General features: G+C 62.9%; 24 protein-coding genes, 1 tRNA gene and 1 pseudogene. 10 read left to right on the top strand and 16 right to left on the bottom strand.

The genetic code is table 11. From position 1 onward, the window contains the following. Positions 1 to 187 precede the first annotated feature (187 nt). Positions 188 to 604: pseudogene (locus Q376_RS0104020) on the top strand (5-methyltetrahydropteroyltriglutamate--homocysteine S-methyltransferase); the annotation flags it as partial. 27 nt (positions 605 to 631) lie between these two features. On the opposite strand, the gene Q376_RS0104015 reads toward Q376_RS0104020, so the two are convergent. The 6 genes from Q376_RS0104015 to Q376_RS0103990 form a co-directional block, all read right to left on the bottom strand. After that, positions 632 to 2125 (bottom strand): tripartite tricarboxylate transporter permease, encoded by a 1494-nt coding sequence (locus tag Q376_RS0104015; RefSeq protein WP_027349217.1) that lies wholly within the window; start codon positions 2123 to 2125, stop codon positions 632 to 634. Between the two features lie 31 nt (positions 2126 to 2156). After that, a complete protein-coding gene (locus Q376_RS21370; protein ID WP_052364935.1) occupies positions 2157 to 2588 on the bottom strand; it encodes a tripartite tricarboxylate transporter TctB family protein in 432 nt (143 codons plus the stop codon). A 20-nt stretch (positions 2589 to 2608) separates the two neighbouring features. Beyond that, entirely contained in the window at positions 2609 to 3556 is a 948-nt protein-coding gene (locus tag Q376_RS21365; protein ID WP_052364934.1) for a tripartite tricarboxylate transporter substrate binding protein, read from the bottom strand. A gap of 262 nt (positions 3557 to 3818) precedes the next feature. Continuing rightward, positions 3819 to 4328, bottom strand: a complete 510-nt coding sequence (locus Q376_RS21360; RefSeq protein WP_027349216.1) for a hypothetical protein — start codon at positions 4326 to 4328, stop codon at positions 3819 to 3821. 151 nt (positions 4329 to 4479) lie between these two features. Next, the gene (locus Q376_RS0103995) at positions 4480 to 4950 is read right to left on the bottom strand and encodes a universal stress protein (RefSeq protein WP_027349215.1); all 471 of its coding nucleotides are present in this window, start codon (positions 4948 to 4950) and stop codon (positions 4480 to 4482) included. 179 nt (positions 4951 to 5129) lie between these two features. Next, positions 5130 to 5600 (bottom strand): universal stress protein, encoded by a 471-nt coding sequence (locus tag Q376_RS0103990; protein ID WP_027349214.1) that lies wholly within the window; start codon positions 5598 to 5600, stop codon positions 5130 to 5132. Positions 5601 to 5864: 264 nt separating this feature from the next. Between Q376_RS0103990 and Q376_RS0103985 the strand changes: the two genes are divergently transcribed. From Q376_RS0103985 to Q376_RS0103965, 4 genes are all read left to right on the top strand, one after another. Next, positions 5865 to 6347: a hypothetical protein gene (locus Q376_RS0103985; RefSeq protein ID WP_027349213.1), complete on the top strand. Its 483-nt coding sequence runs from the start codon at positions 5865 to 5867 to the stop codon at positions 6345 to 6347. Positions 6348 to 6465: 118 nt separating this feature from the next. Further along, complete coding sequence (locus Q376_RS0103980) at positions 6466 to 6873, top strand: hypothetical protein (RefSeq protein ID WP_027349212.1); 408 nt, start codon at positions 6466 to 6468, stop codon at positions 6871 to 6873. Between the two features lie 260 nt (positions 6874 to 7133). Continuing rightward, a complete protein-coding gene (locus tag Q376_RS0103970) occupies positions 7134 to 8642 on the top strand; it encodes an argininosuccinate lyase (RefSeq protein WP_027349211.1) in 1509 nt (502 codons plus the stop codon). A gap of 156 nt (positions 8643 to 8798) precedes the next feature. Beyond that, a complete protein-coding gene (locus tag Q376_RS0103965) occupies positions 8799 to 9134 on the top strand; it encodes a hypothetical protein (protein WP_027349210.1) in 336 nt (111 codons plus the stop codon). 522 nt (positions 9135 to 9656) lie between these two features. Here the strand turns inward: Q376_RS0103965 and Q376_RS0103955 are convergent. From Q376_RS0103955 to Q376_RS24185, 4 genes are all read right to left on the bottom strand, one after another. Continuing rightward, on the bottom strand, positions 9657 to 10019 hold the full coding sequence (locus Q376_RS0103955) for a helix-turn-helix domain-containing protein (protein WP_027349209.1): 363 nt from the start codon (positions 10017 to 10019) through the stop codon (positions 9657 to 9659). Further along, positions 10019 to 10315 carry a type II toxin-antitoxin system HigB family toxin gene (locus Q376_RS0103950; protein WP_027349208.1) on the bottom strand — a complete coding sequence of 99 codons (297 nt, stop codon included), beginning with the start codon at positions 10313 to 10315 and terminating at the stop codon, positions 10019 to 10021. Before Q376_RS0103950 ends, Q376_RS0103955 begins: the two co-directional genes overlap by 1 nt. A gap of 179 nt (positions 10316 to 10494) precedes the next feature. Further along, positions 10495 to 10571 (bottom strand) — tRNA-Pro (locus Q376_RS0103945). A gap of 78 nt (positions 10572 to 10649) precedes the next feature. Then, on the bottom strand, positions 10650 to 10808 hold the full coding sequence (locus tag Q376_RS24185; protein ID WP_043446121.1) for a YqaE/Pmp3 family membrane protein: 159 nt from the start codon (positions 10806 to 10808) through the stop codon (positions 10650 to 10652). A 196-nt stretch (positions 10809 to 11004) separates the two neighbouring features. Between Q376_RS24185 and Q376_RS0103935 the strand changes: the two genes are divergently transcribed. Together Q376_RS0103935 and Q376_RS0103930 are read left to right on the top strand one after the other, a co-directional pair. Further along, the gene (locus Q376_RS0103935; protein ID WP_052364933.1) at positions 11005 to 11394 is read left to right on the top strand and encodes a CidA/LrgA family protein; all 390 of its coding nucleotides are present in this window, start codon (positions 11005 to 11007) and stop codon (positions 11392 to 11394) included. After that, positions 11391 to 12119 (top strand): LrgB family protein, encoded by a 729-nt coding sequence (locus Q376_RS0103930; RefSeq protein WP_027349206.1) that lies wholly within the window; start codon positions 11391 to 11393, stop codon positions 12117 to 12119. Before Q376_RS0103935 ends, Q376_RS0103930 begins: the two co-directional genes overlap by 4 nt. On the opposite strand, the gene rarD is transcribed toward Q376_RS0103930, so the two are convergent. Continuing rightward, positions 12097 to 13002 carry an EamA family transporter RarD gene (gene rarD / locus Q376_RS0103925; protein WP_027349205.1) on the bottom strand — a complete coding sequence of 302 codons (906 nt, stop codon included), beginning with the start codon at positions 13000 to 13002 and terminating at the stop codon, positions 12097 to 12099. The genes Q376_RS0103930 and rarD overlap by 23 nt on opposite strands. 222 nt (positions 13003 to 13224) lie before the next feature. On the opposite strand from rarD, the gene Q376_RS0103920 reads away from it, so the two are divergent. From Q376_RS0103920 to Q376_RS24650, 3 genes are read left to right on the top strand one after another with little or no spacing between them, the layout of a single operon-like run. Next, positions 13225 to 14007, top strand: coding sequence for an amidohydrolase (locus Q376_RS0103920; protein ID WP_027349204.1), 783 nt, complete (start codon positions 13225 to 13227; stop codon positions 14005 to 14007). 57 nt (positions 14008 to 14064) lie between these two features. Beyond that, positions 14065 to 14364, top strand: coding sequence for a hypothetical protein (locus Q376_RS0103915; RefSeq protein ID WP_027349203.1), 300 nt, complete (start codon positions 14065 to 14067; stop codon positions 14362 to 14364). 18 nt (positions 14365 to 14382) lie between these two features. After that, complete coding sequence (locus Q376_RS24650) at positions 14383 to 14547, top strand: hypothetical protein (RefSeq protein WP_155834136.1); 165 nt, start codon at positions 14383 to 14385, stop codon at positions 14545 to 14547. A gap of 88 nt (positions 14548 to 14635) precedes the next feature. Here the strand turns inward: Q376_RS24650 and ycaO are convergent, their stop codons facing one another. From ycaO to Q376_RS0103885, 5 genes are all read right to left on the bottom strand, one after another. Further along, positions 14636 to 16375 carry a 30S ribosomal protein S12 methylthiotransferase accessory factor YcaO gene (ycaO, locus tag Q376_RS0103905; RefSeq protein ID WP_027349202.1) on the bottom strand — a complete coding sequence of 580 codons (1740 nt, stop codon included), beginning with the start codon at positions 16373 to 16375 and terminating at the stop codon, positions 14636 to 14638. Positions 16376 to 16506: 131 nt separating this feature from the next. Then, complete coding sequence (locus tag Q376_RS0103900; RefSeq protein WP_043446200.1) at positions 16507 to 18135, bottom strand: ABC transporter ATP-binding protein; 1629 nt, start codon at positions 18133 to 18135, stop codon at positions 16507 to 16509. Between the two features lie 2 nt (positions 18136 to 18137). Then, positions 18138 to 19217, bottom strand: a complete 1080-nt coding sequence (locus Q376_RS0103895; RefSeq protein WP_052364949.1) for an ABC transporter permease — start codon at positions 19215 to 19217, stop codon at positions 18138 to 18140. A gap of 2 nt (positions 19218 to 19219) precedes the next feature. Then, positions 19220 to 20287 (bottom strand): microcin C ABC transporter permease YejB, encoded by a 1068-nt coding sequence (locus Q376_RS0103890; RefSeq protein WP_027349199.1) that lies wholly within the window; start codon positions 20285 to 20287, stop codon positions 19220 to 19222. Further along, positions 20284 to 22131 (bottom strand): ABC transporter substrate-binding protein, encoded by a 1848-nt coding sequence (locus Q376_RS0103885; RefSeq protein ID WP_027349198.1) that lies wholly within the window; start codon positions 22129 to 22131, stop codon positions 20284 to 20286. Before Q376_RS0103885 ends, Q376_RS0103890 begins: the two co-directional genes overlap by 4 nt. Positions 22132 to 22204 lie beyond the last annotated feature (73 nt).

Here is a 22204-nt window from a genome sequence, read left to right as displayed (position 1 = left end):
CGCCTCATCGTTTTCAAGCTTGAATCGTCTCGAGAAATCGACGATGCGGCAAGGATGCCGATGAAGCAGTCGTATCACCTAGACCGCCCTCCTACGGGGCGGTTTTTTCTTTGCGATCGCCGATCCTCTCGGAAGGGCTCTGGACACGAGTACCCGCAGCGCCTCGACGCCGAGTCGGATGCGGCATTACCTCGACTGGGCGGTCGAGGCTTTCCGGATCGCCAGCAGCGGAGTGAAGGACTCGACGTAGATCCACACCCACATGTGCTACAGCGAGTTCAACCAGATCATCGAAGCGATCGCGGCGATGGACGCCGACGTGATCACTATCGAGACTTCCCGTTCGCAGATGGAGCTGCTGCGCGCCTTCGAGGCGTTCGAGTACCCCAATCAGATCGGACCCGGCGTCTACGACATCCACTCGCCGCGCGTGCCGAGCGTAGAGGAGATGGTCGAGCTGCTCGAGAAGGCGGCGGCGGTGCTGCCGGTCGAGCGGCTTTGGGTCAACCCCGACTGCGGACTGAAGACCCGCGGCTGGCCGGAAACCGAAGCGGCGCTCGTGAACATGGTGGATGCGGCGGGATCCGTCCGACGATTCCTTTAGTTGGTAGCCCATGACCGCGGCCCGCGATCATCGGCGTCGCGTTCTGAGCCACCTGAACAGCGGCGAGAGCAGGGTCGCAAGCGCCAGCAGCAGCAGTACGGCGGTGACCGGGCGGGTGTAGAAGATATCCAGACTGCCCTGGGACATGATCAGTGCGCGCCTCAGGTTGCTCTCCATCATCGGCCCAAGGATCATTCCCAGCACCAGCGGGGCGACCGGGAAATCGTAGCGCTTCATCGCATAGCCGAGCATGCCTGCTAGGAGCATCACGATCACATCGAAGAACTGGTTGTTGAGCGCGTAGGCGCCAACCACGCAGAGCACCAGAATCACCGGGATCATCAGGCCGATCGGCACGCTCAGGATCCGGGTGAACAGCCTGATGCAGCTCCAGCCGATGACGAAGATCAATACATTGGCCAGCAGCATGCCGATGAACAAGGTGTAGACCAGCGGGCCGTTGTTCTCGAACAGCATCGGCCCGGGCTGAAGACCTTGCACCAGCAGCGCCCCGAGCAGCACCGCGGTGACCGCGTCGCCGGGGATGCCGAGGGTCAGCAGCGGCACCATCGCACCGCCGGTGAGACTGTTGTTGGCGGCCTCAGGGGCGGCGACGCCCTTGAGCGAGCCCTTGCCGAAGCTCTCGGGGTCCTTGTCGAAGCGTTTGGCTTCGTTGTAGGCGACGAAGGCGGCGACATCCGCACCCGCACCGGGAATCATCCCGATTCCGGTGCCGATCCCGGTCGAACGCAAGAGCGTCACGATCAGCGACTTGAACTCCTTCCAGCTGAGACCGGCCTTGTCTTTCACGCTCTTCACCATCTGGCCGGTGGCCGCGCGTACCGCGCTCGATCCTTCCATCATCCGAAACACTTCCGACATCGCGAACAGTCCGATCATCACGGCGATGAAGCTGATGCCGCCGAGCAGATGCAAACTGTCTCCGCTGAAGCGGGTGATACCGCTGATCGGGTCGAGACCTATGGTGGCGAGCAGCAGTCCGGCGAACCCGGAAATCAGCCCCTTGACCATCGAGCCGCTCGACAGCGTCGAGATGATGGACAGGCCGAACAGCGCCAGGGCGAAGGTTTCCGGGGCGCTGAAGCGCAGAGCGAAGGCGGCCAGCTGGGGCGCGACCAGGATCAGTACCAGCACGCTGATGAAGCCGCCAATGGAGGAGCACAAGGTGGAGATCTGCAGCGCTTTGTAGGCCTCGCCCTTGCGGGTCATGGGGTAGCCATCCAGTACCGTCGCCGCGGCCGCCGGTGAGCCTGGTGTATTGATCAGGATCGCGGTGACCGAGCCGCCGTACATCGAACCGAAATACACCCCGATCAGGAACAAGATGCCGGTGGCCGCTTCCATCGCGAAGGTCAGCGGCAGCAGCAATGCCACCCCCATGGTGGACGTCAGCCCGGGCAGGGAGCCTACGATGATCCCGACCACTACGCCGAGCAGCAGGAACAGCAGTACTTGCCACTGCATCGCCAGCACCAGCCCTTGCCCCAACATCTCTAGCATCTTTGACTCCTCGCGCAGTGGTTCGCCTGGCTCATTGCCAAAGCTGGCCAGGAAGCACTTCGATTCCGAGCAATACGGTGAAGAACAGCTGGATGAAGCCAACCAGCCCCAGCGGCAGCAGGATCAGCACCCAGGGGCTGCGCATGCCGACGTAGGCGAGCATCGATGGCGCGAGCAACAAGGTGGAGAGCACGAAGCCCAGCCAAGGAAGCGCGGCGACGTAGACCGCGACGATCGCCATGCCGACCAGGCTCCTGGCGGGCGCGCCGCCGGCGTCGGTGGAGGGTCTTCGGCTCAGTGCCAGAGCGAGGCCCAGCAGGATCAGTGCGCCGGTATAGAGGCGTGGCAGGAAGGCTGGACCGGTACGCTCGATCCCTGGATCGCGAAAGCCGAAGGTGGCGATGAAGGCGGCGGTCGCGACCAGTACGACGATCGTACCCAAGGTGAGATTGCGTGCGTTCATGGAGCGCTCCTGGGTAGGGCTCAAGGGGCGAGGCCGAGGGTGGAGAGGGTGCGTTCGAAGAACGCAGCCTGCTCATCGAGGAAAGTGGCGAACCCGGCCGGTGGCAGAATCTCGATGCCGAATCCGCGGCCGGCCATGAACGCCTGGAACTCGTTGGATTGCGCAGCCTCGGTGAAGGCTGCGGCCAACTGGTCTATCCGCTCCTGGGAGGTGCCCGCCGGAGCCACCAGGCCACGCCAAGTGCCGAACTCAGGGACCTCCACACCGGCTTCGGTGAAGGTAGGCGCCTCGGGCAGCGCCTCGATGCGCTGCGCGGCCATCACCCCGAGTATCTTGAATTCTCCGCTGTTCACGTAGGGCAGCACCTCGGCGGCACTGACGCTGACGGCATCGATATGGCCGCCGAGCAGGGCGGTGATCGCCGGCGCCGCACCTTCGAACGGCACGTGGGTGTAGCGGGTGTCGGTGGCGTGGCCGAAGGTTTCGGCGGCGACGTGCCAGATCGAGCCGGTGCCGGAATTGCCCATCAGCAGCGCATTCGGGTGCTCCCTGGCATAGTCGAGGAACTCGTTGATCGTGTCGTAGGGTGCGTCCCGGCGCACGGTGATCGCCGCCGGGTCGTAATTGACCAGCATGATCGGAGCGAAGCCGCGGTGGTCGATGTCAGCCAGCCCCAGCGACTTGAGGATCGCTAGCTCCGCGACCACCATGGTGAGCGTCTCGCCATCCGCCGGAGCGTTGGCGCCCTGGAACATGCCGATCGCACTGCTCGCCCCGGGTAGGTTCTTGACCCCGATCGGCGCGCCCAGCGCCGGCTCGGCCTGGGTCGCCAGCACCCGCGCGACCGTGTCGGTACCGCCACCCGGTGCGGTCGGCACGATCAGAGTGAGCGGCCGTTGCTGGCCCTCGCCATCGCCGCCGCAGCCGTGGATCATCAGCAGTGCGATCAGCAGTAGGGCTCTTTTCATTCGACTCCCCGTCAGATGCGCACACCATGCCCGCTCGCCCGCGAGGCTGGCATGGCGATGGAGGAAGCCCTGCGATGGGCGACCCGGGGATGATTGAAAAGTATTACTAATAAGGCAACTAGACCAAGGTCCGAGCCAGCCTCATCTCGGTCATGCCTGGTGCCACGCCCATATCCCATGGGCCGTGGTTCGAGATGTTTCCGAGTACCTTGAGATGGGATCCAGCGTCCAGCGCTCGGAATAGAGTGCGGGTTGGGCTTCCTCAGCGCTTGTCCAGCCGCTTCTTCGCCCGGGCTAATCTCTTGCGAATGTTCTCGGGTATGGGACCGATGGTGTAGTCCTTGACGTATCGGTCGGTCGTAGCCTTGCAGGTCGCCGCACGATGCCGGTAATCCTGCTCGATCTGGACCCACTTTTCGCAAAATGCGATTTCCTGATCGAAATTCCGGGCCTTGCGGCTCAGGATCGCAACGCGGAGAAAGGCATCGGGTTTTACCGCGGGGGGAATCTCGCTTTGCTCAAGGCCGGACACTGATTGCCAATAGCGAGCGCTCTCTTCGATGGCCGCGGCCTTCATCGCATCCAGGTCGTGTTTGTGCGCCTCGAGATCGATGTTCATGGCATTTTTCGACGACGCGGCAACCGATAAGGAAGCCGAATCCTGTGACAATACCTCTTTGGCCAGCGCCGCCACATCCACTGGGGATGGGGCGGTTTGCCGGTCCGTCGAGGTCGACTTGCCGATGGTCAGTAGTTTCTTGACCCACTTCACCTTCTCTCCTTAGCCAGCGGCGACGCATGCGAGGGGAATGAGATGAGGCCAGGGTAGCGAGAACGCTCGAGGAGAGCCAAAGCGGAGCGACGGCGAATACGCTCGTTCGTAACGCTTTCCCATCGACCCCGGTGTCGCGGCATGGCGCGGGCTATCCCCGGGAGGTGAGCACCGGAATGGGGGAGCTGCGTACCACGCGCTCTGCCGTCGAGCCGACCAGTACACGCTCCAGGCCGCTTCGCCCATGGGTTCCCAGGATGATCATGTCGGCGCCGACCCGCTGGGCTTCACCGATGATGATTTCGTAAGCCACACCACCGGAAACCACTCGGCTTTCGACATCCTTCAGGCCATTTTCATCATCCGATTGGAAATTAATGGCAACGAATTCGCTGAGCTTCTTCTCGGCCTCCTTGACTATCTCTCCATTGAGTTGGCCTGGATCCACGCCGGAAGCCAGCAGGGGATCCTGCCAATAAATCGTGCTGTCGACCAGGCTGGCGACATGGATGACGTACAGCTTGGCGCCGGACAGCTGGGCGAGCGTAGTGGCGATCGAGGATGCCTTGGCCGAGCCTTTCGAGAAATCAGTGGCGAATAGTAGGGTATTCAATGAGCTCATGACCGTCTCCATTATTGCGTTGGTAACGTTTGGATGCGTCGAGGCATGTAAAGAAACGCTTTCCTACATTATTTCAGTTGCGCAGTAGTGGATAGATCGCATCCTGAAGCGAATTGCCGCATCGCGACCAAAGTCTACCCACTCTCCCGACGCTCGGTACCGGATGCAGGCACCGGTGCTCATCCTCGCGAGGTGAGCACCGGGATGGGGGAGCTGCGCATCACCCGCTCAGCCGTCGACCCCATCAGTACGCGTTCCAGACCGCTGCGCCCATGCGTACCCAATATGATGATGTCGGCACCGATTCGCTCGGCCTCCTCGATGATCGCTTCATGGGGCATGCTCGCTTTGATGACCCGGCTTTCGAGGTTCTCCACCACGCCGGTTTCAGCGGATCTGAAGTAGCGAGCGACGAACTCTTCCAATGCCTTCTCGGATTCCTTGACGATCGTTTCATTCATCCGTCTTTCATCGGCGCCGGATACGGCGAAGTCGGTGGCACCGTAGAGGAACTTCTCGATCAGAATGGCGGCGTGGATGACATGCAACCTGGCCCCGGAGAGCCGCGCGAGCGTAACCGCAGCCGCGGATGCCTTGGCGGCGCCGGAGGAGAAATCGGTGGCGAACAACAGTGTCTTCAGCGAGCTCATGGTCGTCTCCAGTCTACTGGTCGACTGCGTGATAGCCTTTTTCGATCCTTACAGGTTCTGTCCAGGCGATGTCTTTTCACCTTATGCCAGCCGCAACTGAGTGGATAGCCGCCGCCTTGGCGCAAATTGTCGCATGCGATCAAAGTCCAATCCTCATGGATGGCCGCTCGCGCCTTAACCTACGCTATCGCCGCACGGTCGTTTGCGTCTTAGGATGCCTAGAAAGCCGCAATCCGATCACCCGAGATACCCCAGGAGCGTTTTGTGCCGGACATGGATGACTTGCGAAGAGCGTACAAGAAGAAAAACGACATCCTCCGCCGCCATTGGGAGGATATGGAAAACTTGGCTTTTCAACTGGAACAAGGATTTGCGGGGTACCTGGGAGTCTCTGGCCAGTTCCTTCAACTAGGTGATGAGCGTATTCCTTATGTCGAGATAGGCCGCAACGAAGGGGGGGAATTCATTTCCCATCGCAATGGTGGGCTGCAGCGTGATCAGGACAAACTCCTGGTGATGTTCAGGATCGCGATCGATGAGGCGCCCGAGGCCTACCCGAAAGAGCTTCTCCTGATCGATATCACGATCAGGAAGGTGAATGAAGCGTTCCTCGTCGCCTTCGAAGATGGCAAGGGCGCGCATCCTACGTCCATCCAGAAAAGCGTCGAGGACGACGAGCTTACGTTGGTATACGAGCGTATTTCCGAAGTCCTGCTCGAGAGGCTGAATTTCGACGACCTGGCCTAGGCGTCGCCTGTGAAGACTGAAAATAACTAATTGAATAAAAAAAGTAACGCTAATGGCTAATTGGATTACCTCTTATGTTCTAGGCTCGTTCCTGAATGGGAAATTCAGGAAGGGTGATATGAAGAAACAGTTCTCGGTTTTGCTTTTCTCCTCGCTGGTCGCCATTGCTGGCACCTCCACTGCCGTTGCGCAGACCAGCACCACGACGGCAGAGGGGGCACAGACTGCGCCACCCACTGAGCAGCAGACCCAGGCGCCTGCGGGCACGCCCTCCCAGACTGGTCAGAACGGCATGGATGGCTCGACCAGCCAGCAGCCCAGTGGAAATCTGGGAGAGGGTGGCGTGAACGAGGGGCAGCCGGCGCAAGGAGGACAGGGGGCCGCGACCGGCACGCAGGGCGCCGCCGACAGCAATCAGCAGCGTGAAATGCAGCCAGAAGACGATAACAGTATCGATAGCATCAAGCAGAAGGCCTCCGATACCTATGATAGTGCGAAGGAGAAAGTCCAGAGCCTAGGTAACTAAACGTCTCGGAGCTGTCTCGGTAACCAATGGATAAGAAGGATGTCGTGCTGCATGCGTCACTTTTCCCGCCCCTTTGATAAAAAGGGGCGGGAATTTCATCTTCGATCCTGCGGGACGAACGAGGGCGAGAGAATGGCAAGCCTCGCGATGTTCGATCCCTATACCATCATCGGTATCACGGGCCGTGATGGACTATGGGAGCATTTTCTTCAGCTGTCTGATAATTAAGATGAAAAGCTCTCTCCCATATCGAGCACAGCATGAAACACTCCTTGACCGCCTTGGGCCTCGCCGTGGCTATGACCTGCTCCTTGGAACTGGGGGCCGCTGACGCTTCCCCGCGCGATGAATTCTTCTGGCTGGGGGAGATCAACAAGGCTTCCGTGGTGATCAACAGCGAACAAGGGCTGCTCGATGAAACCCTGGCGCCCAAGTTGGCGGCGGCGATTGCTCAGGTGCTGGAGCAAGGAGAAGCCCCTGGCGCCGCGCGCCCGTCGACGGTGATCACTTTCGAGCCCCTGCTGATCCAGGCCGGGGGAGAGGAGGTGACCCTGCTGCATGCGGGTCGTTCCAGCCAGGACATGCATGCGACCTACCGATCCGCCATGCTGCGGGACAAACTGCTCGAACTCGCGGCCCAGCTGCATCAAACCACCGGCACGCTGGTGGCGCTGGCGGACAGACATGCCGAGACCATCGTGCCCAACTACACCAATGGCGTGGCGGCGCAGCCCAACAGCTTCGGGCACTATCTATTGGGTCATGCTGCGGGTCTGCAGCGAGATGCGCAGCGCATCCGGGAGGCCTATGCTCGCATCGATCGATCGCCCATGGGCACTACGGTCCTCAACGGCACCGGCTGGCCGCTGGATCGTCAGCGCATGGCTGACTATCTGGGGTTTTCCGCTCTGGTGGACAATGCCTATGACGCTTCGCAGATCGCCTCCATGGAGCAGCCGGTGGAGGTCGCCAGCATCGTCACCAGCATCGCGCTGCACGCCGGCAATTTCATCGAGGACGTGCTGACGCAGTATGCCCAGACCCGGCCCTGGATTTTGCTGGAGGAGGGCGGGGACAACACCTATGTGTCGAGCGCAATGCCGCAGAAGCGAAATCCCGGCCTGCTCAACAGCACGCGCAGCGATGCATCGACCGCCTTGACTCTGGCCATGGGCCCGGTGATCCAGACGCACAACATCACTCCCGGTATGAGCGATCCCAAGGATATCGGGCAAAACGCTGCGATGGTGGACAGCGCCATCTCGGTATTGAACAAATGGAATCGCGTCCTCCAGGCCCTGGTGATCGATTCCGAGCGTGCCCTCGAGGAGCTGAACAGCGATTGGACCGCGTCTCAGGAGCTGGCTGACGTGCTGATGCGCGAGTACGGTCTGCCTTTCCGCGTCGGTCATCACTTTGCGTCGGAGGTGGTGTCCTATGCCAGGCAGCACGGCATCGAGCCCCTGGATTTTCCCTACGCAGAGGCGCGGCGCATCTATGCGCAGAGCGTGGGACACGATGGTCATCCGACCGAACTGCCGATCAGCGAGGCGCGCTTTCGCGCCACGCTCGATCCCGCGGCCATCGTCCGCAATAGAGCGACGACCGGTGGTCCGCAGCCTGCTGAGATGGAGCGTATGCTGGCCGCCGCCAGCGAGGACTTGAGCGCTCAGCAGTCCTGGATCTCCCAACGCCGAGCGCAGATCGATCAGGCCCTGGCAAGCCTGGACCAGGATTTCGCTCGTCTGGCCGAGAGAGCGTCGCGCTGAGAGGTCGAGCGAAAGATGGGCAAAGGAGCGATTTTCTTTCGACCAGGGGAGTTCAACTCCTTGGTGGGATTGAAGATGGACTCCGCTTGGGGGCTTGTCGGCCATCGGAGGCAGCGCTATAAGGTTTGGCTTTGAATCCCAAGTGAGGAGCAGTCGATGCGCAAGGTTGGCAAGATTTGGTGGGTGGCGGCCATTGTCGTGCTGCTGGGCGCCTGCGCCAGTCGAGGCTCCTACATGCAGCCTTATCACGTGAACCAGATCCAGCCGGGGGTCACTACCGCAAGCCAAATGGTCGCGCGCTTCGGTGAACCGCAGGAGCGCAGCCAGGACGCCCAGGGCCGGCCAGTGATGCGTTGGGTCTATGAGTCGATCAACCCTTTCGGCCGTCTGCGCGAGCGCCAAGTGCTCGAGGCCACCCTGAGCAACGACCAGCGGGTGGAGAGCTATCGGATGAACGAGGGAAGTGGCCGGGCGGCGACTCAAGTGCCCTGAACCGTGCGCTATGCCAAGCCTCTCTTCTGAACACCCAGGCGCCGAGCGCTGTCCACTCTGTGAATAGAGCGCGCTTGCGCACTTCACTGATCAAACCTCAGCAACCAAGAAAGGGCGCCGCCTATGGCAGGCGGCGCCCCATTTCGTTGTCACCACGACCGGCATGTCCTCGTGCCCTCCGGTTGCTCGGTGTCACCGCCCGATCGACTCGTCCTGCCACGCTTAAGCTCGAGGTATCGGGGCATCACCGCCGCGGCAGCTGATGCGCCTCTTCGTCTGAATCTTCATCTGGGTAAGGGGGGAGTAAGAGAAGGTCATAAAGACTGTGTAGCGTCACTACTCCTGGCTCAGCAGCACGCGCTTGTGACGCTCACGACGACGAGGGCATGGCCGTGAAAGATCAGCTACACGTTTGGATCTCGATTGGCACGTTGTACATGATTGCGCTTGCGCTACTTCTGACCGCGTGAACCGACGGTATGCAGATACCCTTCGCTTATGGGACCTCTGCACGCCGTCGGTTCACGCGGCGACATCTCCCAACAAGCTCTCGTAGGGAATCTTCATTCCTTCGTGGAGCTGCCGGATCATGCGCAGGCTCAGTCTGCGCTTACGGTTGAGTACCTCGGACACTCGCCCGCTGGAGCCGATGAACGGCTCCAGGTCTCGTGGAGTAAGACCTTGCTGCTCCATGCGAAACTTGATGGCCTCGATGGGATCGGAAGGGCCGATAGGGTAGTGCTCGTCCTCATAGCGCTCGATCAGGATGGCGAGGATTTCCAGCTCGTCGGCCTCCGGCGTACCGTCTTCGGCCCCCCAAAGAGTCTCCATCCGGTCGGATGCACGATCGAGGTCCGCATCGTTTCTAATCGGGCTGATGTTCATCAGAGGGTCTCCGCATCAACTTGATCATACTGCTCTTGAGTACCGACAAAGCGAATCCAAGCGACCTGCTGGGTATAGCGAACGGCGACGATGATCCGGTACTTGTTGCCGCCGACGTTGAACACCACTCGGCCTCCCTTGAGGATACTCGCTGTTCGAACGTTAGCCTTGAGCTCCTGCGGCGTTGCCCAACTTGCCTTGCTCACCATGTTGTACCACTCGGTGAGAGGCGTGACCGCATCGGCGTAGCCTTGCATCCAGAACTCTCGCAACGTTCGCTTGGCAATCACCCGCATCGCTTCCTCCCAATATGGGATTAGAGTGCTACCTCCCATATTGGGAATCAAGTAGCGCCTGGCCGGTGATGGCTCGCTGGAGATCGAAGATTTTTTCGTATTAGCTCGTGTGAAGAATTTTGGAATAAAAAAACCGCCACCCGGCATGATCCGTAAGTGGCGGTTTTGAAATCGATTTTTGGTCGGAGCGACAGGATTCGAACCTGCGACCTCTGCAACCCCATTGCAGCGCGCTACCAAACTGCGCCACGCTCCGAGCCGCGTCTCATGGGCTTGATCCCGAAGACGCTGCGCATACTACCCGGTTGTTCTGAAAAAGAAAAGCGCTTTCGGCTCAGCGGGTGGCGATGACCCAGACGGCGTGGATGATGCCGGGTATGTAGCCGAACAGGGTGAGGACGATGTTGATCCAGAACTGCAAGCCGAAGCCGACTTGGAGGAAAACGCCGACCGGGGGAAGGATGATGGCGAGAATGATACGAAGCAGATCCATTGATATCTCCTAGAGGTTGGAAAACGGTGTCCAACCATTCGCTTGTCCGTGCGGCCGGTGATTATAGACGATGGGAGAACCCCTTGCGGCATCTAAAGCCCAGGTTCAGACTTTTACCCGATTGCCATCCGTGTGGTCCGCGTGACAAGGATGGTTCGAGTGCATGGCTATTAAAGATCACGGAGGCGCAGGCGCGATGCCACTGCTCGTGGGGATGAGCATTCTGCTCGGCTGTCAGTTGATTGGAGAGGGCGTGGCGAGGGCGCTGAATCTGCCGGTTCCGGGGCCGGTCATCGGTATGGTACTTCTGCTGGTGGGGCTGATGATGTATGGCAAGGTGCCCGACGGGCTGAGGATGACCACGCGCGGCTTGACCCAGCATCTGGCGCTGCTGTTCGTGCCGGCCGGGGTAGGGGTGATGGCCAATTGGCCATTGATTTCACAGAACTTCGTCGTGCTGACGGTGACGCTATTGGTGTCTACCGTATTGCTGCAGGTGTTCATGGTGCTGTTCATGCGGCGTACGCTGCGCGGCCAGCTCGAGAACCATGATGCCGATCCGGTGTTGAAGGAGAAACGGCGGTGATTCTCACCGAGATCGATACTATCTGGGTCTATCTGTCGGCCTCTCCGCTGCTGTCGCTGTTCCTGACCGTCTCATTCTATCTCGGCTGCTACCAGCTTTGTCGCCGCTTCAGGCTGCTGCGCGGGGTGCACCCGGCGGTAGTGACGATCATCGCGCTGATCTGTCTGCTCCAGCTCACTGGCACTTCCTACCAGAGCTACTTCGAAGGTGCCCAGTTCATTCATTTCCTGCTGGGGCCTGCCACGGTAATGCTGGCCGTGCCGATGTTCGACAACCTGGCCCGGGTACGCAGCATGATGATGCCGCTGCTCAGCGGCTGCATCGCCGCGGTAGTCGCCTCGGCGTTCCTGACGCTCGGCATCGCGACCCTGCTTGGCGCCCCGCCTGAGATCATCGCTTCGATGGCACCGAAGTCGGTGACCGTACCGATCGCGATGGGGGTCGCCGAGAGCCTGGGCGGGATACCTGCGCTGACCGCGGCGATCGTGCTGATCACTGGGATCATCGGCTGCCTGACCGGACCTTTGGTGTTCCGCGTGCTCGGCGTTCACGACCATACGGTGAAAGGCTTCACCATGGGCGCCTCCGCCCATGGCTTCGGCACCGCTCAGAGCTTCGCCAGCATCAGTGCGCTGGCGGGAGCGTTCTCGGGCCTGGCGATGGGCTGCGTGGGGCTTGCGACTGCGATCATGCTGCCGATATTCATGCGGGTTTTCGCGCTCTGACCCGACTGTCGTGCACGCTGGCGGCGGTATAGAGCAGCAGGCCGATCCAGATCAGCCCGAAGACCACCAGCTGGATGGGAGCGAGCTGCTCACCGAGCAGGTTGACCGCGATCAGCAGCTGCAGGGTCGGATTCAGATACATCAGAAAGCCGAGCGTCGAGAGCCTGAGCCGCTGGGTGGCGGCGGCGAAGGCGATCAACGGCAGCGCGGTGAGCGCGCCGGAGGAGATCAGCAGCATACTGGTACCCGCCCCGGCACCGAAGTGGCTCTGCCCGGAGGCGGCCGACCAGACGAGCGCGCCAAGCGCGACCGGCAGCAGCACCAGTGTCTCCACCAGCAGCCCGGTGATGCCGTCGAGCGGTATCTGCTTGCGAAACAGGCCATAGCAGCCGAAAGTACCGGCCATCGCCAGCGAGATCCACGGCAGCTCGCCGAGATAGACCAGCTGAACGGCGATACCCGCCACCGCGAAGGCGATGGCGAGCTGCTGCAAACGGCCGAGCCGCTCGCCGAGTACCGCGGTGCCGAGCGCCACGCTGACCAATGGCGTGAGGTAGTAACCGAGGCTGCCTTGAATCACATGGTGGTTTCCCACCGCCCAGATGAACATCCACCAGTTGCTGCCGATCAGCGCAGCGCACAGTGCGATCCTGCCGAGCAGCACGGGCGAGCGAAACACGTCGAGCACCGGGCGCCACCGGCGCAGCAGCGCGATCACCAGGCACAGGAACACCGCCGACCAGAGTATCCGGTGCGATAGGATCTCACCGGCGGGAACGTTTCCGAACAGCGAGAAGTAGAGCGGAAAGCAGCCCCACATGCCGTAGGCCACGAGCCCCAGCAGCACGCCTTCGAGCGGCGTGGCGGAAGATGCGGCGCTCACGAGGCCAGAGCGCTGTATGGATGGGCATTGCCCGTGTCGAGGCGGTGCAAGCGAAGCTTAGGCATTCAGGAACCTGCGGGAGAGTGCAGCGTGACTTGGATGCTGCCATCTTAGCCGGCTCACTGTCAGGGTGACAGCAGCCGGGCGTGCGGACCGTCGCGGAGTTGGTTTATCCTCGACCCAACCCCACCGGCATCGTCCGGCACAGCGAGAGGCCCTTCCATGTCCGAGTTGAGAATCACCCTGGTGCAGGCGGATCTGCACTGGGAAGATCCCGTCGCCAACCGTAGGATGCTCGAAGAACTACTGGTGGACGTCACTGGCAGCGATCTGATCGTCCTGCCGGAAATGTTCTCGACCGGCTTCACCATGAACGCGCAGGCGCTCGCCGAGCCGATGGAAAGCAGCGAGACCGTGGCCTGGATGCGCGAGCAGGCCAGCCGCACCCAGGCGGTGATCACCGGCAGCATCGTGATCCTCGACGATGGCGTTTGCTACAACAGGATGATCTGGGCGACCCCGCAGGGCGAGCTGCGCTGGTACGACAAGCGCCATTTGTTCCGCATGGCCGGCGAGCACGAGCGCTATGGGATGGGGCGCGAGCGGGTGATCGTCGAACTCAACGGTTTCAAGATCCTGCTCAGCGTCTGCTACGACCTGCGTTTCCCGGTATGGAGCCGCAACGTCGGCAACGAATACGATCTGATGCTCTGCGTCGCCAACTGGCCCTCGGCCCGGCGTATCCCATGGCGCACCCTGCTGCAGGCGCGCGCGATCGAGAACCAGTGCTACGTGATCGGCGTCAACCGGGTCGGCGAAGATGGCAAGGGGCTGCACTACAGCGGCGACTCGATGCTGGTCGACTACCTCGGTGAGCCGCTGATCGATGACGAGCGCGAGATATCCTTCGTACGCACCGGGGTGATCGGCCGTGAAAGCCTCGAGGCTTTCCGCGCCAAGTTTCCCGCCTGGATGGATGCCGATCGCTTCACCATCAGCCCATGACCGATACGGCGGCGGCGTAGTAGAATGCCGCCGTCTTCTCAAATCAGGATCTCATCCATGCGCATAGTGCTGCTTGCGGCGCCGCTGATGCTGGCCGCCTGTGCATCGAGCTACCAGCCGATCTCCCCGACCCAGTACGCGGCGATGGACTGCACCCAGCTGAATGCCGAACGGGCCCAGCTGCTGCGCCTGTCAGGGAGGGCCGAAGGTGACGGCAGCAATGGCTGGAACAACCTGTCGTCCGCCGATCGCAGCGGTAGGGGCGACCAGAGCGCGATCAATGCCCGCGGCTATCTCGCCCAGCTCGATGCCTATCACTACCAGAAGGGATGTGGCAGTTCGTCTTCCACCCCCTGAACCCGCAAGGAGCCTCGCTTGACCACTGTCTTCTGGCTGTTGACCATCGCCGCTTTCCTGGTGACCTTCACCAGCTTCATGCTCTACAGCCGCAGCCGCAAACCGCTCTATGGCCGGCTCAGCGTGGCCGCGCTGGTGGCGATGTTCGCCTTCGCCACCGTCTCGGTGGCGCTGCGATTCTAGCCCCTCCCGCCATATGCTGAACGCCGCGGCGGGCTCCATCGATGGAGCCCGCCGCGGCGTTTTCATCCACTCGATCTGACTGGCTCGATCAGCGCTGGGCGCTGAGCACCTTGGCGTAGGCTTCGAGCAGTTTGCCGTGGGCAACGGTAGGGCAGGCTGGGTCCAGTGGCCCGAGCCCGGGAAAGCGCAGGCGTCCTTCGGTCAACGCCTGGGCCTGGTCGACCAGCTCGGTGCCGTAGTAGCCAACCAGCGCACGGCGGAAATCGGCGAGATCGAAGTCGTTGAGCGCCAGGTCGAGCGTGTCCGCCAATGCTCGCAGGGCAAGGCGCTCAGCTGGCTCGAGATGGCCGGAGGCGAGCACCATGTCGAGCTGCTCCTTCGCTTCATCGAAGCGCTCGAGCGCGAGCATCAGCCATAGCTTGAGCTCGCCGACCCGCAGGCGCGCCCAAGGGGTGCCCTTGTCGCCGGCGATGCCGGCCCACTCGAGCACTCGCAGCTGCTCGTTGACCGCATGTCCCTCGAGATCGTCGAGCAGTGCCTCCCAGTCGTTCGGCTCGGCGTTGGCGAGGTCGAACAGGGTGGCGCGATGTTCAAGCGCCTGGTTGTTGTTGTTCCAGCGCAGCTCGTCCGGCAGGTAGATCTCCGAGAAGCCAGGCACCAGGATGCGGCAGGCGTAGCCACCCAGGTCGGTGTACTCGGCGATGTAGACGTCGAAGCCTTCCTCTTCGAGCAGCGCGATCAGCCGTGCCCGTGCGGTGGCGTTATCGTCCTGGTCGTCCCAGTCGGCGAACTCGACGTCCGGGGTGTCGGAAAGCAGCGCCCAGCTGACGTAGCCACTCGAGTCGATGAAGTGCAGCTCGAGGTTGTGGGGGTCGCTGACCAGGTCCATGTCGCTGGTCGGGGCAGGGAAGCCTTCGAGCTCGTCCAGCGCGCGGCCCTGGAGCAGCTCGGTGAGCGCACGTTCCAGCGCGACCTGGAAGCGCGGATGGGCGCCGAAGGAGGCGTAGACGCCGCCATCGGCCGGGTTCTGCAGCAGCACGCACATCACCGGGTAGCGACCGCCGAGCGAGGCGTCCAGCGCCCGCACTGGGAATCCTGCCGCGTTGAGCGCCTCGAGCCCCTGCTTGATCGTCGGATAGCAGTCGAGCACCTCCTCGGGGACCTCGGGCAGGGCGATGCCATCGCGCAGGATGCGATTCTTGATTCCGCGCTCGAAGATTTCGGAGAGACCCTGGACCACCGCTTCATCGCGGTTGTTGCCCGCGGACATGCCGTTGGACACGAACAGGTTGGCGATCACGTTGACCGGCACCAGCACGGTCTCGCCGTCGCGCGAGCGCACGTAGGGCAGGGCGCAGACCCCGCGCCCGGAATCGCCGCCGTTCATGTCGCAGAGTTCGGCGGTCACCAGCTCGCCTTCGTCGGTCTCGGCGAGGTCGTAGCGGGCGCGGGTCCCTTCGTCGAGAAGCTCTGCCGGCATCGGTGCTTCCTCGGCCGGGAACCACCGCTCGTCGCGCTGGTGGATGAAGCCGAACCGCTCGAGCATCGGAGTGAGATAGAAATCGGCCCACAGATACCGGGTCGACAGCCGTTCGAGCATCTCGCCGAGGGCGCTGGCCATCGCCGCCTCGCGGCTGGCCCCTTTGCCGTTGGAAAACACCTGCGGACAGTCACGGTCGCGGATGTGCACCGACCAGATGTAGGGCGCGGGGTTGAGCCAGCGCGCTTCGACGATGTTGAAGCCGAGCGACTCGATCGCTCCTCGGAGGTTGGAGATCGAGCGCTCGAGCGCTTCGTCCTTACCGGGAATATAGGTCTCTTCGGTCATGACCGGCCCTTCGATGAATGAGTGCGTGGAGATGGCCGGTGCGCGGCCGGCGATTGTATGAGCGCGAAGGCGCGCACTTTATCACGGCTTTCGCTGCTTTCGTTCGACGGCGATCTCGCACGTCGCCATGGTCAGGGCTGCTGCACCGGCGGCTTCAGCAGCGAAGCCTCGATCAGCCCTCGGGTGTAGTCGCTGTCAGGAGAGTCGATCAGCGCCTGGCATTCGCGGCACTCGATCAGCCGGCCCTCTTTCAGCACCAGGATACGATGCGCCATCGCCCGCACCACGGCGAGATCGTGGCTGATGAACAAGTAGCTCAATCCGCGCTCTGCCTGAAGCCGGCGCAGCAGCACGATCAGCCGTTTCTGCACCTGGCGGTCGAGCGCCGAGGTCGGTTCGTCGAGGATCAACAGCTTGGGCGCGAGGATCAGCGACCGTGCCAGCGCGATACGCGCGCGCTGGCCGCCGGAGAACTCGTGGGGATAGCGCCCGGCGATGCCGCGGTCGAGCTCCACCGCATCGAGCGTAGTCAACACCTTGTCGTCGACCTGCTCCCGGGTCAGCTCCGGATGGTGGAAGCGCAAGCCTTCACTGATGATATCGGTGACGCTCATCCGCGGCGACAGCGAGCCATAGGGGTCTTGGAACACCATCGCGATATCGCGGCGGCGCCGGCGCAGCGCGGCGTCCTGGAGCAGGTCGAGCCGCTCACCGGCGAACAGGATCTCGCCGCTGGAGGGCACCAGCCTCGCCAGCGCCAGCGCCAGCGTGGACTTGCCCGAGCCGGATTCACCAACGATGCCCAATGTCTCGCCGCGGGCCAGGGTGACATCGATCGGCGAGAGCGCGGTGAAGGCCGGCGCCTGGCGGGAGAACAACCGCCGATTGGCGCGGTACTCGACGCCCAAGCCCCGAGCCTCGAGCAGCGGCTCGGCATCCGTTTCCAGTGGAATCGGCCGTCCGTCCGGTTCGGCGTCGATCAGCGCGCGGGTATAGCTGCTGCCGGGGGCCTCGAAGACCCGTTCGGTGTCGCCGTAGTCCTCGGTTCTCCCACGGCACAGCACGCAGACCCGCTGGGCGTGCCGGCGCACCAGGTTGAGATCATGGGTGATCAGCAGCACCCCCATGCCGAGCCGCTCGCGCAGATCCTCGATCAGCGCCAGCACCTCGCGAGCGATGGTGACATCGAGCGCTGTGGTCGGCTCGTCGGCGATCAGTAGCTTAGGGTCGTTGGCGATCGCCATCGCGATCATCACTCGCTGGCGCTGGCCGCCGGAAAGCGCATGGGGGTAGGCATCGATCAGCCGTTCCACCCTTGGCAGCCGGACCAGACGCAGCAGTTCCAGCACTCGCTTTCGGCGCGCGCCGGCATCCAGCCCCTGGTGCAGCTTGAGCGTCTCGCCGATCTGGCGACCGACCGTATGCAGCGGATTGAGCGAGCTCATCGGCTCCTGGAAGATCATGCCGACCTCGCCGCCACGCAGGCGGCGCCAGTCGCGTGGAGCGAGCTCATCGAGCCGCTGTCCGGCCAGCCAGCGCCCGCCGCTGACCTTGGCACCGCGCGGCAGCAGGCCGAGTGCGGCGAGCGCGGTGATCGATTTACCCGAACCCGACTCGCCGACCAGTGCGACCGTCTCGCCTGCGCGCACCTCCAGACTGAGGCCGTCGACCACTCGTTGACCGTCGAACTCGACGCAGAGATCTTCGAGGCGCATCACCCCTTCGGCAACGATCGTGGATGCTTGGTTCGCCCGACTCATCGTCATTGCTTGCCCCCCAGCTCGGTATGGCGGGGATCGAAGGCGTCGCGCAGCCCTTCGCCGACGAACACCAACAGCGACAGCAGCAGCGAAAGACTGACGAAGGCGGTGATCCCAAGCCAGGGAGCCTGGAGATTGTTGCGGCCCTGGGCGACCAGCTCACCGAGCGAGGGCGAGCCCGGCGGCAGCCCGAAGCCGAGGAAGTCGAGCGCGGTGAGGGTGCCGATCGCACCGGTGAAGATGAACGGCAGGAAGGTCACCGTCGAGACCATCGCGTTGGGCAGCACATGGCGCCAGATGATCAGCCTCGAAGGCAGGCCGAGCGCCTTGGCCGCGCGCACGTATTCGAGATTGCGCGCGCGCAGGAACTCGGCCCTCACCACGTCGACCAGCCCGAGCCAGGCGAACAGCAGCATGATCCCGAGCAGCCACCAGATGTTCGGACTGACCAGGCTCGAGAGGATGATCAAGAGGAACAGCATCGGCAGTCCCGACCAGATCTCGAGGAAGCGCTGGCCGAACAGATCCGTCGCACCGCCGAAGTAACCCTGCATGCCGCCGATCGAGACGCCGATGACCACCGCGCCGAGGCTGACCCCGAGCGCGAACAGCAACGACAGGCGCACACCGTATAGCACCCGCGCGGCCACATCGCGCCCCTGGTCGTCGGTACCGAGCCAGTGGCGCATGTCGGGAGGAGAGGGCGCAGGCGAGCTGAGCTGCATGTCGAGGGTGCCGTAGGACCAGGGAATCGGCGCGCGCAGCCACCAGCCGTTGGCGTGGACCAGCTCGCCCACCGCTGGATCGCTGAAATCGGTGGTGGTCGGCAGGAATCCGCCGAAGGTGGTCTCCGGATAGTCGTTCCACATCGGCCAGTACCACTGGCCATCGTAGCGGACCACCAGCGGTCGGTCGTTGCAGATCAGCTCGGCTGCGAGCGAAACCACGAACAGTCCGATCAAAAGCCACAGCGACAGCCGTGCACGGCGATTGGCGCTAAAGGTGGCGAGCCGACGCTGGGTGATCGGTGAAATCCTATAGCGCGAGTGGGCCCTGGAGCCTGAACGCAACCATGCCAGCATCGTCATTGCTCCCGCGATGAGAAATCGATTCGAGGGTCTATCCACATGTAGGTCAGGTCCGAGAGCAGCTTGAGCACCAGTCCGATCAGCGTGTAGATGAAAAGGGTACCGAAGATCACCGGATAGTCGCGAGAGATCACCGCCTCGTAGCCGAGCAGGCCGAGGCCATCGAGGGAGAAGATCACTTCGATCAGCAGCGAGCCGGTGAGGAAGATGCCCACCAGCGCCGCCGGCATCCCGGCGATGACGATCAGCATCGCATTGCGGAACACGTGGCCATAGAGCACCCGCCGCTCGCTTGCGCCCTTGGCCCGCGCGGTGAGCACGTACTGGCGATGGATCTCGTCGAGGAAGCTGTTCTTGGTCAGAAGCGTAAGCGCAGCGAAGCCGCCGATCGCGTTGGCGATCACCGGCAAAGCGATGTGGTGGAGATAGTCGAGCGCTTTGCCCAGCGGGGAGAGCTGGTCGAAGTCGGTCGAGGTCAAGCCGCGCATCGGGAACCAGTCGAGGTAGCTGCCGCCGGCGAACAGCACGATCAGGAGCGTGGCGAAGAGAAAGCCCGGAATCGCATAGCCGACCACCACCACCGTCGAGCTCCAGACGTCGAAGCGCGAGCCGTGGCCCAGCGCCTTGCGAATGCCCAGCGGGATCGAGATCAGGTAGACCAGCAGGGTGGTCCAGAGCCCGAGCGAGACCGACACCGGCAATCGCTCCTTGATCAGCTCTATCACCGGCTGACCGCGAAAGAAACTGTCACCGAAGTCGAAGCGCGCATAGTCGAGGATCATCGAACCGAAGCGCTGCCACATCGGCTGGTCGAAACCGAACTGGGCGTTGAGCTGCGCGATGAAGGCGGGATCGACGCCCTCGGTGCCTCGCTGGGCATCGCTGCCGACGCCGTCGGTGCTGGCGGTGAAGCTCAGGCTGGTATTGCCCATGCCCTGGATCCGCGCGAGCATCTGTTCGACCGGCCCCCCTGGAGCGGCCTGCACGATCAGGAAGTTGAGCAGCATGATGCCGAGCAGGGTCGGTACGATCAGCAGCAGTCGTCGCAGCAGGTAGTCGTTCATGGCTGTTGATCGTCCTGGGCGGCCTCGACACGGGAAGCGCGCTGCGAATCCACCCACCAGGCGTCGAGGTCGAGCCCGTAATCGGGGAAGGGCAGCGGGAAAGCGAGCTTTCTCCAATAGGCGATACGCGTACCGGGGTTGTGGTACTGGGGCACCAGATAGAAGTTCCAGCGCAATGCGCGGTCCAGCGCCCGGGCGTGGGCGTCGAGGGACTCGCGCGAATCGGCGCGGATCAGCGACTCGACCAGCTGGTCGATCGCCGGGTTGCGGATGCCGGCGGTATTGCGGCTCTGCGGCCGGTCGGCGTAGTCGCTGGTCCAGAATTCTCGCTGCTCGTTACCGGGGCTGCTCGACTGGGCGAACGAGCCGATGATCATGTCGTAGTCGTGCTGGGAAATACGTACCTGGTACTGGCTGGGGTCGACCACCCGGACCCGCGCATCGATGCCTATACGGCGAAGGTTACGCACATAGGGCAGCACCATGCGCTGCATCCGTCCGTCCCAGAGCAGGATCTCGAACGAGAGCGAGTGTCCCTGCGCATCGACCATGCGATCGTTCTCGACCCTGTAGCCTGCCTCCTCGAGCAGCGCCAGCGCCTGGCGCAGCCGCTCGCGCAGATCGCTGGGCTCCCCGATCGGCAGCGGCTCTTCGAACACCTCGGGCGGCAGCTGGTCGCGCAGCGGCTCAAGCAGCGCCAGCTCCTCGCCTTCCGGCAGCCCGGTGGCCTCCATCTCGGAGCCGTCGAACATGCCTCGCGTGCGCCGGTACTGGCTGTAGAACAGGTTGCGGTTCTGCCATTCGAAGTCGTAGGCCAGGCCGATCGCCCGGCGTACCCGTGGGTCCTGGAACTGGGCACGCCGCAGGTTGGGTACGAAAGCCTGGAGCGGCGCGGGGTTGTGGTTCGCCACCACCAACTGGCCGATCAACCCGCGCTCCATCGCCGGGCCCTGGTAGCCGGTGGCCCAGTTGCTCGCAGTCATCTCGACTCGCAGATCGACGTTGCCGGCACGAAAAGCCTCGAGCGCCACCGAGTCGTCAAGGTAGGTATCGAATATCAGCCGGTCGATGTTGAAGCGCCCGCGGTTGACCGGCAGGTCGCGCGCCCAGTAGTCAGGGTCGCGTCGATAGACGATCTGGCGGCCTGGATCGAGCCGCTCGATGCGATAGGGGCCTGAGCCGACCGGGATCTCGAGGGTCGGGCGAGTGAAGTCTCGATCCTTCCAATAGTGCGCAGGCAGCACCGGCAGCTGGCCGAGGATCAGCGGAAGCTCAGGAGAGTTGTGCTCGGCGAAGTCGAAATGCACGGTGAGGGGGCCTTCCGCGCGCACCGAGGTGACGTCGGCGTAGTAACCGCGAAAGAACGGCGCGCCTTTCTCGACCAGCAGATTGAAGGTGAAGACCACGTCTTCCGCGGTGACCGGCTCGCCATCGTGAAAGCGTGCGCGCGGGTCGAGGTCGAACTCCATCCAGCGCCGCTGCGGGTCGAGGCGGATGCCGCTGGCGAGCAGCCCGTATGCGCTGAATATCTCGGCCGGATCCGACACCATCAGGCTGTCGTAGAGATAGCTCTGGCCCAGATAGTCGATTCCCGACGCTGCGCTGCCGGTGATGATGAACGGATTGGTCGAGTTGAAGCTGACCGGCGCGGCGCGGGTCAGGCTGCCGCCCTTGGGCGCATTCGGGTTGACGTAGGGGAAGGAAGTGAAACCGGCCGGCAACCCCGGCTCGCCATAGAGCGACAGGCCGTGGACGGTAGGCACTTGTTCCGGGGAGGCCGCCCACGTCACGGGAGCGACGGCGAGCAGCGTGAGCAGAGCGAAACGACAGAGGGTACCGATCAAAGCGGTCTTCCTGATCGAGCGGAACGGACGCGAGGGCCCACTATAGCGCGCGGCTCGGGGCACACGCCAACCC

Source organism: Halotalea alkalilenta DSM 17697, from assembly GCF_000621205.1.
Lineage (GTDB): Bacteria > Pseudomonadota > Gammaproteobacteria > Pseudomonadales > Halomonadaceae > Halotalea > Halotalea alkalilenta.
This window is presented reverse-complemented; position numbering and strand designations above follow the sequence as displayed.